Source organism: Bradyrhizobium sacchari (assembly GCF_002068095.1).
Lineage (GTDB): Bacteria > Pseudomonadota > Alphaproteobacteria > Rhizobiales > Xanthobacteraceae > Bradyrhizobium > Bradyrhizobium sacchari.
Map to the genome: position 1 here is coordinate 82,976 of NZ_LWIG01000057.1, position 13,983 is coordinate 96,958.

The following is a 13,983-nucleotide window of genomic DNA, read 5'->3' on the forward strand; positions in this document are numbered from 1 at the left end:
CGGTTGTCGCGATATCCGCCCCTCCTCCAAGCACCGTATCGAGGCACTGCTTCCCGCTGGTGAAATTGGAGACCGAGATGTCGAGCCCCTGCTTGGCGAAAATGCCCTTCGCATTGGCGACGATCGTCAGTCCCGAGATCGGCCCAAGATTCTGGGCGAGCCGCACCTTCAGCACCTCGTCGGCTGTCGCGCGCCCGAGCGTCGCAAACAGGAGGGACGCAGATAACACGAACACGGCAGAGCGAAGAGCGGTTGTTGATCGCATGCCAAACCCCTGTGATGCCGGCGACCGAAGTGATCGACCTTGACGATAGGATCGTCTGTAGATGGAAGATCATGAAGCAATTAATCGACAAGGCTCGACGCTGTCCATTTTTTGCGCAAGCAGACCAGCTTCCGACCGTGACTGGGGCAATAAAGTCATCAGGCTGCTCGCACCTTGGGCACAGAGTAGCCTGCGCCGACGGCACTCCGCTGGCCTTCGCCAAGCCCGACTTCGATTCAATCAGAACCGATCGGGCTTTCTATGCCGTTGCGTGCGCGGCGAAACCAGGCCCACGTTTGCCGCGTCACCGCGATGTAACCCGGGCCCCGGTAGACGATCTGATCGGCGACGATCCGGTTCAATTTCGGCAGCGCATGGAACGGAATCGAAGGATAGGCATGGTGTTCGACATGATAGGGCATGTTCCATGCAAACCAGCGCACGACCATGGCGGTATAGGTGGTGCGGGTATTCTGGAAGGCGCTGCGCGTGCGATCGCAACCAGTGTGTTCGGCAAGAAGATACGGACGCAAAAACAATTGACCGACGATCACGGGGACGACCCAGACCCACAACAGGATCATGGTGTGCAGCGCGACCGACGCCAGCAGCAGCGCGGCGTAGCCTGCCAGATGCAGACGCGATTCGATCACGACAATGTGGCGCTTGCTTTCCGGAATCCAGGGCGACGTGGCATTGCCGGTCAACGCATGGCGAAGCATCAGCCCCACCCGGAAGGCAAGCTGCCGCAAGCCGCTGTAGACGATCAGCAGTTGCGCGTTCGAGGTCGGGATCGGGACCGATAGCAGTTCCGGATCCCTCTTTGGGTCCTGCGTATAGCGATGATGATCCCAGTGGAACAGGCAGTAATATTCGTAAGGCAAGCCGATCACGAACGAGGAAAGGTGGCCGAAGGCGAGGTTAAGCGCGCGGCTGCGAAACGCCGTCTTGTGGGCGGTCTCGTGTACCACCATGAACAGGAACGCGACAAAGTAACCCTGGACGACGACCAGCGGCAACGCCCATACGATTCCGTATCGCGACGAGACCAGCCAGATCAGCGCGTCGACACCGACGATGACGCCGTAGTGGCTGGAGGCACGAACCAGACCCTGCCAATCGGACCGCACCGATAACTCCCGCAGCATGGCCGGAGTCAGGGGCTTCTCTCCGGTGGCAGTGATGGCATTGCTCATGATCGTCGTCGCCTCTTTCCGGGATCACACACTTGACCGTGTTCGTGCGGACACTGGAATTTCGTCAAGCACAGAGCGATCCTAGGGGCGACGCCGGAATGCAGAAGCAATTAATTTCGCGGGAGTTGGGCGCTGGGCATGCCGAGACTTGCGGTCCTCGCTTCACCGCATAGGCCTGGCGACGGATCGTCGCTGGGCCTGTCGCACGTGCCGTTAGGGCAGTCAGGTCCAACTCCTATCCCGCGGGTGCTGCGTGAAGCATATCGGCGGGCGATGCTGCTTCGCACGGACTGGACTGTCGAACCCAGATCTTGACCTACGATCCGGCTCGCATCCTTTTCGCCGCGATCTGCTGGAGCGCCCAGCGCGCGTTCTTGCGCACGTCAGGATCGGGATCGTTGGCGATCACGGCGAGGTAGGCCTCGCCCTCGGGATCGGCGATCTCGCCGAGCGCGGCAGCCGCCTCCTTGCGCAAGTTCGCTTGCTCGTGATTGATGCAATTGCCAATCGGCCGCACGGCGCGTACGACCTTCATCTTGCCAAGGCTCCGGATCGCCTTGAGCCGCACCTGCCAGAACTCATCGGCGAGCGAGGCAATGAGCTGAACCGCGGCGAGCGAACCGTTGACGTTGAGCCCCAGCGTCTCGGCTGCCATCTCGCGGACCATCCAATCGGCGTCCTTCAGCGCGCTGGTGATCATCTCCGCCGCCGGCTTCATCTGCGAGAACGCGAGCGCACTCACCGCGGCGCGGCGCACATGGGCGTCGGGATCGTGGATCAGCGCGGTCAGCGCCGGAATCGACTCTTCGAGCTTGAGGAAACCGATGACCCCGATCGCCTGCACGCGCACGGCCGCATCACCATCCTGGAGCGCTTCCAGCGCCGGCTTTAGTGTGTCCTTGCAGCGCAACTCCTTGAGCGCGCGGAGCGTGCCCATGCGGACGAAGGCGTGGGCATGCTTGACCAGCGGCAGGATAACCTCCGCGCAGGCCGGATCCTTGAACTCGGCCATGCTGTCGGCTGCCGCCGACGCCACCATCCGCTCGGGGTCGACGAGCAGCTTTACGAGCGCACTCGCCGCCTCCGGCCCGTCGAACTCACCGAGCGCCATCGCGACCTGCTGGCGAACGCCGGCATCGGGATCGGACACCATGTTGGCGAGATGACCGACCGCGGCGGGATCACCGGAATGGCCGAGCGCGATGATGGCCACGCGGCGTTCGCCGGGATCGGCGGCCTGAAGCCGCTCGTCGGCATCTTCGAGGTCGTCGTAGGATTCGAACGGACTCGACATGATCACCTCAACAAATAGGGAATGTTGACGGTGACAGCGCCGGTTGGGCAGTCCGCCTCGCAAGGCATGCAGTACCAGCACTCATCATAGGCCATATAGGCCTTGTTGGTCATGTCGCTGATGCGGAGCACATCGAGCGGACAGACGTCGACGCAGACCGTGCAGCCCTTGTCCGCGATGCATTTAGCGTCGTCGACGACCACCGGAACGGATGTCTGATAGGACGCGAGAGGCATTTGATGGCTCCTGTTGCTGTGCTCTGATGGATCAGGCGGAGGCGCGGATGCGCTGCTTGTCGTAGAGATCCTTCTCGTCGTCGGCGATCGGGACAACATACGGCTCGACGGCGCGCTTCTCGCTGGTCATCCTGCCGTTCTGCTTGGAGAGCAGCGTGTGGCAGAACCAGTTCTCGTTGTCCTTCTCCGGAAAGTCCGTGCGCCAGTGATAGAGCCCCCAGCGGCTCTCCTCGCGATAGAGCGAGGCGTGCGCGGCCATGTCGGCGCAGTCCATGATCGACTGTACCTCGAGAGCGCGGAGCAGCTCGTGCGCGTTGCGAGCGATCATGCGCTCCTGCATGTCCTGGCGCGCCTCGGCGAGGCGGCGGATGCCGAGCTCGTATTTGCGCGTGACCTTCGGCGGCTGGAGATAGTCGTTGACGAGGCGGCGTGTCTTGTACTCGATCTGGTTCGGCGGAATGCCGTCCTCGCGCTTGGTCGGCGCCATGACGCGGTCGCGCTCGATCGCGACATCGGCGGCGTCGAACTCCGCGAAGTCGTGGCTCTCAGCGAATTCCATCGCGTCGATGCCGGCCACCGAGCCGTTGGTGAAGGCGCCGAGCATGTAGTTGTGCGGCACGCTCGCCATGTCGCCGGCCGCGTAGAGGCCGGGCACTGTCGTGCGCGCGTTGTCGTCCACGAACACGCCGGAGGCGCTGTGGCCGGAGCAGAAGCCGATCTCGGAGATGTGCATCTCGATTGACTCGCTGCGGTAGTCGACGCCGCGCCCCTGCTGGAACAGGCCGCGCGTCGGGCGCTCAACCTTGTGCAGCGTCGACTCGATCTCGGAGATGGTGTCGGGATGCAGATGCTTGAGCTGGAGGAACACGGGGCCCTTGCCCGACAAGAGCTCGTTGTAGAACTCCAGCATCATCTGGCCGGACCAGTAGTCGCATTCGATGAAGCGCGAGCCTTCGTTGTTCGCCGTATAGGCGCCGAAGGGACCTGCGACATAGGCACAGGCCGGGCCGTTATAGTCCTTGATCAGCGGATTGATCTGGAAGCATTCGAGGTTCGCAAGCGCGGCACCGGCGTGATAGGCCATGGCGTAGCCGTCGCCGGAATTGGCGGCGTTCTCGTAGGTACCGAACATGTAGCCGGAGGTCGGCAGGCCCAGGCGGCCGGCGGCGCCCATGCAGAGGATCACGGCCTTGGCCCTGATTACCAGCATCTCCGCGGTGCGGGTGTTGACACTGATGGCACCGGCGATACGGCCGTCGGTCGACTTGAGCAGGCGAGTCGCCATGTAGCGGTTGGAGATCAGGATGCGGGCGCGGCGGAGCTGGCGGTACAGCGCCTTCTTCACGGTCTCGCCGTTCGGCATCGGCAGCACATAGGTGCCAATGTGGTGCACCTTCTTGACGGCGTAGTCGCCGTTCTCGTTCTTCAGGAAGCGGATGCCGAAGCTGTCCAGTTCTTCGATGATCTTGTAGCAGTTCTGGGCATATTTATAGACCGCCTTCTGGTCGACGATACCGTCATTTGCGATGGTGATTTCCTTGGTGTACTGCTCCGGTGTCGCATAGCCGGGGATGACGGCGTTGTTCAGCCCGTCCATGCCCATCGAGATCGCGCCGGAGCGCTTGACGTTGGCCTTTTCGAGCAGGACGACGTTGGCCTTCGGGTTCTTCAGCTTCGCCTTCAGCGCCGCCATCGGGCCGGCCGTACCGCCGCCGATCACCAGCACGTCGCAGGAAACCTCCGAAAGTCCGTCGACGATCTGATCTAGTGCCATCACTTGCTCCTGGTTCGCCGCGTTTCCGGCGCCTTTGCATCAGATTTGTTCAGGTGGCTTCCCGGCGATAGCAATTAGTTGTCGCCGGGATGCGATTTGCGCTTCAGCGCTCGACGAAGGCCTTTTCGACGACGAAATAGCCGGGCTGGCTGTGGTTGCCCTCGACGAAGCCGCGCGCCGAGAACATCGCGTGCAGCTCCTCCAGCATCGCCGGGCTGCCGCAAAGCATGATGCGGTCGGTCTCGATATCGAGGCCCGATTGGCCGATGTCGTCGAACAGCTGGTTGGAGGCGATCAGGTCGGTGATGCGGCCGCGGTTCCGGAACGGCTCGCGGGTGACCGTCGGGTAATAGACCAGCTTGTCGCGGATCAGCGGGCCAAAGAATTCGTGCTTTCGCAGGCCGTCGACGACGTGCTCGCCGTAGGCCAATTCCGAAACCTGGCGGCAGCCATGGGCGAGCACGATGGTCTCGTAATTCTCGTAAACGTCAGGGTCCTTGATCAGGCTGGCGAAGGGCGCAAGGCCCGTTCCGGTCGAGAGCAACAGCAGGCGTCTTCCCGGAATGAGATTGCCGGTGATCAGCGTGCCCGTCGCTTTGCGGCCGACCAGGATGATGTCGCCTTCCCTGATCTTCTGCAGGCGCGAGGTCAGCGGGCCGTCCTGCACCTTGATCGAGAAGAATTCGAGCGCCTCCTCGTGATTGGCGCTGGCCATGCTGTAGGCCCGCATCAACGGCCTGCCCTCGACCTCGAGCCCGATCATCGCGAATTGGCCGTTCTGGAAGCGGAAGCCGGGATCGCGCGTCGCGGTGAAGCTGAACAGGGAGTCGGTCCAGTGCCTGACCGACAAAACCGTTTCCTTCTGAAATGCGCTCATGGTCTCTCCTTGTCGATGACCCAAGCTCTCGGAGAGAAGAGAGTCCGGCAATTCGGAAGTGAAATTTCCGGTCGATTAGTTTCACATTTTGCGGGCGATGATTGAAGAGCAGGCACGCAATCGCGGCTACGTCGGCAATTAGTTGCTATCCGCGCGCGCCCGCGCCGACGTAGAAAGAAGTCGGAGGCTCGTCATGACCATGACCGCATTGGTGACATCGACGGTGGTCGACTATGAAGCCAGCGCCGATCTGACATCGCTTCTCGTCCGCACCACGCAGAACGATGCGTTGAGCGTCCCTGCCGAAACACTCCGCCTCTCCTGCAAATGCGCCCACTGCACCCGCGCCCGTTTCGACGGCCGCTTCCCGGAAACGTTTCCGGGGATCGCGATCACCGAGATCGGCGATCTCGGCTACGGGCTGAACATCGCGTTTTCGGACGGGCACAACCGGGGGATTTATCCGAAGACGTATTTGCTGCGCTTGGCGGGGCGCTGACCCAATATTCGGTGTCATGCCCCGGCTTGACCGGGGCAACCGGCACGCGGCCTTTCCGTAACCTATTGCTGTCTCTGGAATTCTGGATTGCCCGGTCAAGCCGGGCGATGACAACAGAGTATGTGGCGAGACCGTACCACTAGCGAACGCCAAGCCGCATCTGGCACGGACATTGCTCCTCTTTAGAACGATTTGAACGTTCCGGAGGCAGGTGATGTTGCAGGCGGCCAATGCGGTTCGCGGGGCTGTTCCCCCGGCAGTCCGACCTGCCGGCAGTTCCTCGCTGCTGCTCACCGAGAACCAGCAATGGATCGGCGGTCCACCACCGTTGATGGACAAGCTCTCGCCGCGCGAGCGGGAGTTGGTGCTGAAGCAGGGCCGGCGAAAGGTGCTCAACCGCGGCCAGACACTGTTCAGCCAGGGCGGCAAGCATGACGGCATCTGGCTGATCGAGAGCGGTCGCATCCGCGTGTTCTACACATCGCCGCTCGGCCGCGAGATCACGCTGGCCTATTGGCATGTCGGCAATTTCGTCGGCGGGCCCGAAGTGTTCGAGGGCACCGTGCATCAATGGTCCGGTGTCGCCTCCAGCAATTGCAGCGTCGTGCACCTACCCGGAAAGGAGCTGCGGTCCCTTGCCGCAGAGATCCCGAACCTTGCGATCGGCCTCATCGAGGGCCTCACCTTCAAGGGCAAATGCTATTCGGCGCTGGCCCAGATGCTGGGAACGCGCTCGATCACGCAGCGCCTTGCGCATCTGCTACTGCATCTCGTCGAGCTCTACGGCGTCGAGGATGCCGACGGCACCGTGATCGCGGCAGCCTTCACCCACGCCGACATTGCCCACATGGTCGGCGCCACCAGGCAATGGGTCACGATCAGCCTGAAACGGATGCAGGAGAAGGGAATCGTCCTGACCAAGCGATCCCAGATCGTGGTGTGCCGGACCGACGTTCTGGAGGAGATGCGCGGCCAGGCGTCGGATTAAAGGGGCCGCGACCATGGCCGGTGCACAGGCAAGCGGCTTTATAGTGCAGGACTGCCCAAGGAGTATGCAATCAGCTTTTCCCGGCAACTAATCGACTGCGGCGGCCAATCCGGATTTGCCCTGCCTGCGCCCTCACCCAATCATGGCAACCACGGCACATCCAACCGAATGAGGATGAGAATGGTCGGCCATCTCCCCACGCTCTCGATCGCGATGTCGTTGACGTCGCTGGCGCTACTCGTCACGCAGCCGGCTTCGGCAGAGACCGTCACGCTCGGCATTGGTACGCAGGACACCACGACCAACACGGTGACCGCCGGTGTCGTCATCCGCCAGTTGCATCTGCTCGAGAAATATCTGCCCAAGGACGGCAAATACGCCAACATCAAGTTCGAGCTGGAATGGCAGAACTTCACGTCCGGGCCGCCCGTCACCAATGCGATGATGGCGAACAAGCTGCAGATCGGCATGATGGGTGACTATCCGCTGATCGTGAACGGCTTCACCTTCGAGAGCAATCCGGAGAGCAAGAGCCGCCTGGTCGGCGTTGCCGCGTACAGTCTCTCCGGCTCGGGCAACGGCCTCGTCGTCCACAAGGACTCGCCCTACTACGATCTCGCCGATCTCAAGGGCAAGCTGGTCAGCGTGCCCTTCGGCTCCGCCGCACACGGCATGGTGCTGAAAGCGATGCAGGATCGCGGCTATGCGGCCGATTTCTTCCAGCTTGTGAGTCAGAGCCCCGAGGTCGGCTCCACCAACCTGCAGGAGAAGAAAATCGACGCGCATGCCGACTTCGTCCCCTTCGCCGAGCTGCTGCCGTTCCGCGGCTTTGCGCGAAAGATCTTCGACGGCGTCGAGACGAACTTGCCGACCTTCCATGGCATCGTCGTGCGCACCGACTTCGCCGAGAAATATCCGGAGGTCGTCGTCGCCTACTTCAAGGCGGTCGTCGCGGCCAACCAGTGGCTGCGCGACGATCCCAAGCTCGCCGCGGAAAAGATTCAGGAATGGACCGGTATCAGCAAGGAAGTCGTCTACATCTTTCTCGGCCCCGGCGGCAACATGACCACCGATCCCACGATCAAGCCGGCGCTGATCGATGCGGCAACGACCGACGTCAAGGTGCTGCAGAATCTCGGCCGCATGAAGGAGTTCGATCCGAAGAAATGGGTCGATGACAGCTACATCCGCAAGGCCTATGCTGAGATGAAGCTCGATTATGACGCGCAGCTTGCGAACACCAAGAACTACGAAATCTCGGGCGAAGACGCTTTCTGCAAGAAGCCGATCTCCGATCCGCGCAAGGCCGGCGAGGTCTGGGTCGATGAGGCTGGCATCATGCCGTTCTCGTCCGCCAGCTGCACTCTCGGTGCCTACGCCGACTTCAAGACCAAGGGCAAGAAGATCAACGTCGCCTACGTCTTCGACACCACGCGCGGCATCAAGCTGTTCGCGGATCAGGCCTTCTTCGCGGTCGGCAATGGCGATGTCGCACCGTTCCTGCTGAAGAAGGACGCCGAAGCCTATGCCGCCAAGATCGGCGGCAAGGTGCTCGGTTTCGAGGACGCGGTGAAGGCGGCCGTCGGCGGAGGCAGGACGTGAGCAGTCCAGCCCTCGTCAGACATCCCGAGGACAGCATGCCGGCAACAGCCATTGCAGAGGCGGNCCCGCGCCCGCCGTGCCCCCGTCCGCAACGCCGCCCTCCTTTGGCACGCTCGCACTGCGCTGGTATCGCCTCAACCAAGGGCGCTTACGCGCCACTGCGATCGGCATCGCCGCGCTGATCGCGTTCCTCCTCGTCTGGCACCTGCTCACCACCTATCGCGTCGTGTTCTTCGTGCGCTTCACCAACGTGCCCTCGCCGCTCGCGGTCTATGCGAGCTTCACCAAGGCGATGCACGATCCCAAATTCCTGATGCATATCCTCCTGAGCTGCCGGCGCATTTTCATCGGCTTCTCGCTGGCCGCGATCATCGGGGTGCCGCTCGGCCTGATCATGGGTCGCTTCAAGCTGGTGCACGAGATCATCTTCCCGGTCGCCGAGGTGCTGCGGCCGATCCCGGCGATCGCCTGGGTGCCGATGGCCATCATGCTGTGGCCGACCAACGAGCAGAGCATCGTCTTCATTACCTTTCTCGGCTCGTTCTTCCCGATCCTGGTCAACACGCTGCACGGCATGTCGCTGGTCGATCCCGTGCTGGTGCGCGCCGCGCAATGTCTCGGCGCACGCGAGCGCTCGATCTTCCGCGAGGTGTATTTCCCAGCCTCGCTGCCGCACATCTTCACCGGCCTTACCGTCGGGATGGGGGTCGCCTGGGTGTCGCTGATCGCCGCCGAGATGATCTCGGGCCAATACGGGATCGGCTATTTCACGTGGGAGGCCTATTCGCTGGTCCAGTATGCCGATATCGCGCTCGGCATGATCGCGATCGGCGTGCTCGGCCTCGGATCAAGCCTGCTGATCCGCGGCGCCGGACAATTGGTGATGCCGTGGAGAGCAAAATGAGCGACATCGCCGCCAAGGAACCGCAAGGCCACATCGAGGTCAGGAACTTCTCGCTCAGCTATGACGGCATCGAGGGCCCGGTCCAGGCCGTCACCGACACGCAGATTCATGTGAAGCCCGGCGAGTTCGTCTCGATCGTCGGGCCATCCGGCTGCGGGAAATCGACTCTGCTCAACGCGGTCGCGGGCTTCCTTAAACCCACCACGGGAATCGTCACCGTCGACGGCGAGCGTGTGAACGGCCCCAGCGCCGAGCGCGGCATGGTATTCCAGCAATATTCGCTGTTTCCCTGGAAGACCGTGCGGGAGAACGTCGAATTCGGCCTGAAGATGCGTGGCATGCCGCGCTCGCAGCGTGAACGCGCCGCGCGCACGCTGCTTGGGCTTGCCGGTCTCGAGGCCTTCGAGAAGCACTATCCGGAAAAGCTCTCTGGGGGCATGAAGCAGCGCGTCGGCATCGTGCGAGCGCTCGCCACGGGCCCGAAGGTGCTGCTGCTCGACGAGCCGTTCGGGGCGCTCGACGCGCAGACGCGCGTCATCATGCAACAGATCCTCACCAACATGTGGCAGCGGCTGAAGATCTCGGTGCTGTTCGTCACCCACGACATCGACGAGGCGATCTTCCTGTCCGACCGCGTCTACTGCATGACCGCGCGGCCCGGCTCGATTAAGGCGGAGATCCCGATCCCGCTGGAGCGGCCGCGGCAACAGTCCATGATGATGTCGTCGGAGTTCCTGGCGCTGCGCCGCGGGCTGATGTCGCTGATCCGCGAGGAGAGCCTCAAGGCGATGGGCGGCGAGATCAATGACATGGGTATGCAGGGGCTGAACATCGAGCTGCACGGGCACTCGCTGGTCGAGGTACTTTAGGCCAGCTCGCCCTCAACTTGTCGCTCTTGTGCAAGGAGATTGGCTCGCATTGCGGATGCGCCAGGAAAGGATTCCTGAGACATCGACGACCGCCAAGCGGGATAGTCGTGACGCGCCGAGGGCACGTTGACGCATACCACCTCAGTGCGGGCCGCCGCCAGAGGCGGAGGAGCCGCGGTTCATGCAGACCAGAAGCGGCGCCGGATCGTCAGTGACGCTGCGGTGAATCTCGGCGCGGCCGGCAGTCCCATTGGTCGCGACATGGCGACGGCCGCGCCGAGACAGGCCATCGCGTCGCAATTGTCCCGAGGAGCCACATCTTGCATCGGTGTTCTCACACCTCGATGGCAGGCGCGAAGGCGAGTTCGCGCAGCACCTGTGCCAGCACGGCGGTGCCGGCCGCGACGTGATCGGGTTCGGCCCATTCATGCTCGACATGGCTCGCGCCGTCGCGGCACGGGATGAAGATCATCGCAGCCGGGCAGACCTTGGCCAGATGACGGGCATCGTGACCGGCGGCAGAGAGGATCGCCATGGCGGAATGCTGCTGGTCACGCGCGGCCCCCGCGATGCTCGCTCGCAGGCGCGGATCGAAGACGTTCGACGGCGCATCCACGAGCGGCGTCACCGTAACCGAGCACGGTGGGGCCTTCTCCTGGCAAAGAGCTTTGATGCGCGCCCCCGCCGCGTCGAGCACGGCATTTTCAGGATGGCGCAGATCGATGCTGAAGCTGACGCGCGACGGCACCACGGACGGCGCGTTCGGCACGACGGTGACCCGGCCAATGGTGAACTTGATGTCGGCATCGACGGCGCCGATCTCAGCATGAAGTGCGCTCGCGACCTCCGCAAAGGCCGCGAGCGCATCGCGCCGCTCCTGCTGCGCCAGCGTGCCGGCATGGCCCTCGGCACCCTCGACGACCACCTGAAAGGTCTTTTTGCCCTGGATCCCGGTGACGACACCGATCGCGCAGCCGGCCGCCTCCAGCAACGGTCCCTGCTCGATGTGCAATTCGAGATAGGCCTCGGCGGCAAAGCCGAGGGGCCTGTGCGCCATACCGGGGAAAGCATGATGGAGGCGGTCGAGCGCCTCGCCGACACTGATGCCATCCGCATCGCGCGCGGCGCGGATCGCGTCCATGCCCCGCTCCCCGGTAAAGGCCTCCGAGCCCATCATGCCGGGCGCAAAGCGCGAGCCCTCCTCGTTCATCCAGGCGACGACGACGATGTCGCGCACCGGCGTCTCGCCTCGCCCGGCCAGCGAGACCACTGCCTCCAAGGCCGCCATCACACCGGCCGCGCCGTCGAACTTGCCGCCGGTCGGCTGGCTGTCGAGATGACTGCCGAGCAGCAGCGGGGGCGCAGTGCGGTCTCGGCCGGCCAAGGTCAGGAACAGGTTTCCCGCAGCATCCGTCGACGGCGTCAATCCCGCCTCGCCAGCCCAGCCGATGACGCGGCGCCAGGCGGCGATCTCCCCGTCGCTCAATGCCTGACGATTGACTCCGCCTGCCGGCGTCGCACCGATCTCGGCGAGCGCCATCAAGCGAGTCCAGAGCCGGTCGGCGTTGATCAGAGGCTCGCTCGTCATCGATTACTTCGTGCGCATGATCTGGCCCGGCAACGCGCGCGGATCGCGCGGCAGCCAGCGTCCCGCCTCGACCTGGGCGATGAACTCGACGAGCAGCGCATTGAACGCCGCGGGCTCTTCGAGATTGAGCGTGTGCCCGGTCTTCGGGAGGACCGAGAGGCCGCAGGCGGGAATGGTCTTCTTCAGGAAGATGCCGGGCTGGAGACAATGATCGTCTTCGTCGCCGACGATAACCAGCGTCGGCACCATCATCTTTTTCAAACCGTCTTCTAGATCATAGAATGACGGCCGACGCGCCTGCACGCCGCGCATGGTGTTGGCAGCGCCCCGGTCGGAATGGGTGGCGAGGCGATCGGCGAATTCCTTCCAGCCGCGCGGATCCTTGTTCTGGAACTGCACCCGGCTGGCACCCAGCGCATAGGTCTTCGCGAATTCCTTGGCACCCTGCTTCTCGAAATTGTCGGCGACCTCGAGCGAGACGCCGCGAAAATACGCCTCGAACTCCTTCTCGCAGCCATAGCCAGCACCGGCCACCGTCAGCGACAGCGCGCGCTCCGGCGTGCGCAGGCCGAAATGCACTGTGCAAAACCCGCCCATGGAAAGGCCGACGATGTGCGCCTTGTCGATTCCGAGCGCATCGAGCACGGCGACCGCATCGTCCGCGGCGATCGCCTGCGAATAAGCCTCCACGCTGTCAGGCACGTCCGACGGCGGATAGCCGCGCGCGGCATAGGTGATGCAGCGGTGGCGCCGGCTGAAATAGCGCAGCTGCGGCTCCCAGCTTGCGTGATTGCCGCCGAATTCATGGATGAAGAGGATCGGCGTGCCCTCGCCCGCCTCTTCCACATGCAGCTTCACGCCATCCTTCGTCGTGATCATCGTCATCGGCATCGTCCTTAGAATTGCGGCGGGAGGTCATTCAGTGTGCGCGCCTGCGCAACCATCTCCGGCAGCAGCGTGCAGAGTTTTTCGACCCACGCCTGCGGCACGGAAGTGCTGATCTTCACGAAACGATCGCCAAAACGCTGGGTGTGATAGGTCCCCTGGCGGATCATGATGCCCTGGCGGCGATAACATTCGACCAGCGCTTCGGGGCGGATGCCCGCCGCGATGGTTTCCAGTATCAGGAAGTTGCCGTGCGAGGGCATGATCGGCAGCGCCAATCCGTCGATTGCGGCCGCCGCCTCCTGGATCATCGCCTTATTGGCGCGGTCGGTGCTGCGGACTTTCTTCATCCATTCGGCCTTGACCGACAGCCCCGCTTGCGCAGCGCGCTGGGCGATGACGCTGGCACCAAGCACGCTGGTGGAGGTCTGCGCCAGTTCTTCGAACAGATCAGGAGCAGCGACGAGCGCCCCGATGCGCAGGCCGGCGAGCCCGAGCCATTTCGAGAAGCTGGTCGAGACGACCGAGCCTTTCGGGGCCACATGCAGCGCCGGCGTGTGCCCATCGGCAAAATCGCGATAGGTGCAGTCGTGCACCAGCAGCGCGCCGCAATCGCGCGCGATCGCGGCAAAGCTTTCGATCTCCTCACGCGTGTAGCGGATGCCGAGCGGATTGTTGGGATCGACGAGATAGATGATCGCGGTGCGCTCATCGACATTCGCCTTCAAGGCTTCGGGCGTCAGGCGATAGTTGCAGGCGGGATCGTAGATCGGAATCTCGATCACCTCGGCGCCCTGCTGGCGCGCGAACAGGCAGGGCCATTTCCAGGTCGGATCGGTCGTCACCAGCGTCGTGCCCGGCTTGCAACGCGCGCGGCAGATCATCGCCAGCGCATTGACGCCGCCCTCGGTCACCAGCGCCTCTGCGCCTGGCGTGCCGAGATCGGCGACGATCGCCTCGCGCAGCGCCTCGAAGCCGAGCGGCGGGGCATAGGCGTTGAACTCGC

13 protein-coding genes and 1 pseudogene are annotated in these 13,983 nt (G+C 63.3%); 5 read left to right on the forward strand and 9 right to left on the reverse strand.

All coding sequences use genetic code 11. The features are described 5' to 3' along the window. The 6 genes from A5906_RS45610 to A5906_RS35520 all read right to left on the reverse strand — a co-directional run. Positions 1-265: ABC transporter substrate-binding protein (locus A5906_RS45610; RefSeq protein ID WP_245327070.1), on the reverse strand; the 265-nt coding region annotated here is incomplete at its 3' end. A 236-nt stretch (positions 266-501) separates the two neighbouring features. Further along, positions 502-1,461 carry a fatty acid desaturase gene (locus A5906_RS35500; RefSeq protein WP_080139751.1) on the reverse strand — a complete coding sequence of 320 codons (960 nt, stop codon included), beginning with the start codon at positions 1,459-1,461 and terminating at the stop codon, positions 502-504. A gap of 316 nt (positions 1,462-1,777) precedes the next feature. Next, entirely contained in the window at positions 1,778-2,755 is a 978-nt protein-coding gene (locus A5906_RS35505) for a HEAT repeat domain-containing protein (protein WP_080139752.1), read from the reverse strand. A gap of 2 nt (positions 2,756-2,757) precedes the next feature. After that, positions 2,758-2,991 (reverse strand): 4Fe-4S dicluster domain-containing protein, encoded by a 234-nt coding sequence (locus tag A5906_RS35510; protein ID WP_007593252.1) that lies wholly within the window; start codon positions 2,989-2,991, stop codon positions 2,758-2,760. A gap of 31 nt (positions 2,992-3,022) precedes the next feature. Continuing rightward, positions 3,023-4,765: a fumarate reductase/succinate dehydrogenase flavoprotein subunit gene (locus A5906_RS35515; RefSeq protein WP_080139753.1), complete on the reverse strand. Its 1,743-nt coding sequence runs from the start codon at positions 4,763-4,765 to the stop codon at positions 3,023-3,025. A gap of 103 nt (positions 4,766-4,868) precedes the next feature. Beyond that, a complete protein-coding gene (locus A5906_RS35520) occupies positions 4,869-5,642 on the reverse strand; it encodes a ferredoxin--NADP reductase (RefSeq protein ID WP_080139754.1) in 774 nt (257 codons plus the stop codon). A 193-nt stretch (positions 5,643-5,835) separates the two neighbouring features. On the opposite strand from A5906_RS35520, the gene A5906_RS35525 reads away from it, so the two are divergent. The 5 genes and pseudogenes from A5906_RS35525 (at position 5,836) to A5906_RS35545 (ending at position 10,504) form a co-directional block, all read left to right on the forward strand. Next, positions 5,836-6,141 (forward strand): gamma-butyrobetaine hydroxylase-like domain-containing protein, encoded by a 306-nt coding sequence (locus A5906_RS35525; RefSeq protein ID WP_080139755.1) that lies wholly within the window; start codon positions 5,836-5,838, stop codon positions 6,139-6,141. Positions 6,142-6,355: 214 nt separating this feature from the next. Then, on the forward strand, positions 6,356-7,129 hold the full coding sequence (locus tag A5906_RS35530) for a Crp/Fnr family transcriptional regulator (RefSeq protein ID WP_186465137.1): 774 nt from the start codon (positions 6,356-6,358) through the stop codon (positions 7,127-7,129). A 180-nt stretch (positions 7,130-7,309) separates the two neighbouring features. Continuing rightward, positions 7,310-8,731: an ABC transporter substrate-binding protein gene (locus tag A5906_RS35535; RefSeq protein ID WP_080139757.1), complete on the forward strand. Its 1,422-nt coding sequence runs from the start codon at positions 7,310-7,312 to the stop codon at positions 8,729-8,731. 64 nt (positions 8,732-8,795) lie between these two features. After that, a pseudogene (locus A5906_RS35540) lies at positions 8,796-9,635 on the forward strand (ABC transporter permease); the annotation flags it as partial. Further along, positions 9,632-10,504, forward strand: coding sequence for an ABC transporter ATP-binding protein (locus A5906_RS35545; protein ID WP_080139759.1), 873 nt, complete (start codon positions 9,632-9,634; stop codon positions 10,502-10,504). The pseudogene A5906_RS35540 and the gene A5906_RS35545, both read left to right, overlap by 4 nt. Before the next feature lie 334 nt (positions 10,505-10,838). Here the strand turns inward: A5906_RS35545 and A5906_RS35550 are convergent, their stop codons facing one another. The 3 genes from A5906_RS35550 to A5906_RS35560 form a co-directional block, all read right to left on the reverse strand. Continuing rightward, the gene (locus A5906_RS35550; protein ID WP_080139760.1) at positions 10,839-12,092 is read right to left on the reverse strand and encodes a Zn-dependent hydrolase; all 1,254 of its coding nucleotides are present in this window, start codon (positions 12,090-12,092) and stop codon (positions 10,839-10,841) included. A gap of 3 nt (positions 12,093-12,095) precedes the next feature. Next, the gene (locus A5906_RS35555; RefSeq protein WP_080139816.1) at positions 12,096-12,977 is read right to left on the reverse strand and encodes an alpha/beta fold hydrolase; all 882 of its coding nucleotides are present in this window, start codon (positions 12,975-12,977) and stop codon (positions 12,096-12,098) included. A gap of 11 nt (positions 12,978-12,988) precedes the next feature. Beyond that, a partial coding sequence (locus tag A5906_RS35560; protein WP_245327071.1) for a pyridoxal phosphate-dependent aminotransferase occupies positions 12,989-13,983 on the reverse strand: 995 nt, incomplete at its 5' end.

Excerpts from the sequence above, each read along its gene's own strand:
- A5906_RS35555 (WP_080139816.1), bottom strand. The coding sequence starts at position 12,977 with ATGACGATGATCACGACGAAGGATGGCGTGAAGCTGCATGTGGAAGAG.
- A5906_RS35530 (WP_186465137.1), top strand. The coding sequence starts at position 6,356 with ATGTTGCAGGCGGCCAATGCGGTTCGCGGGGCTGTTCCCCCGGCAGTC.
- A5906_RS35525 (WP_080139755.1), top strand. The coding sequence starts at position 5,836 with ATGACCATGACCGCATTGGTGACATCGACGGTGGTCGACTATGAAGCC.
- A5906_RS35545 (WP_080139759.1), top strand. The coding sequence starts at position 9,632 with ATGAGCGACATCGCCGCCAAGGAACCGCAAGGCCACATCGAGGTCAGG.
- A5906_RS35535 (WP_080139757.1), top strand. The coding sequence starts at position 7,310 with ATGGTCGGCCATCTCCCCACGCTCTCGATCGCGATGTCGTTGACGTCG.
- A5906_RS35520 (WP_080139754.1), bottom strand. The coding sequence starts at position 5,642 with ATGAGCGCATTTCAGAAGGAAACGGTTTTGTCGGTCAGGCACTGGACC.
- A5906_RS35500 (WP_080139751.1), bottom strand. The coding sequence starts at position 1,461 with ATGAGCAATGCCATCACTGCCACCGGAGAGAAGCCCCTGACTCCGGCC.
- A5906_RS35550 (WP_080139760.1), bottom strand. The coding sequence starts at position 12,092 with ATGACGAGCGAGCCTCTGATCAACGCCGACCGGCTCTGGACTCGCTTG.
- A5906_RS35515 (WP_080139753.1), bottom strand. The coding sequence starts at position 4,765 with ATGGCACTAGATCAGATCGTCGACGGACTTTCGGAGGTTTCCTGCGAC.
- A5906_RS35505 (WP_080139752.1), bottom strand. The coding sequence starts at position 2,755 with ATGTCGAGTCCGTTCGAATCCTACGACGACCTCGAAGATGCCGACGAG.
- A5906_RS35510 (WP_007593252.1), bottom strand. The coding sequence starts at position 2,991 with ATGCCTCTCGCGTCCTATCAGACATCCGTTCCGGTGGTCGTCGACGAC.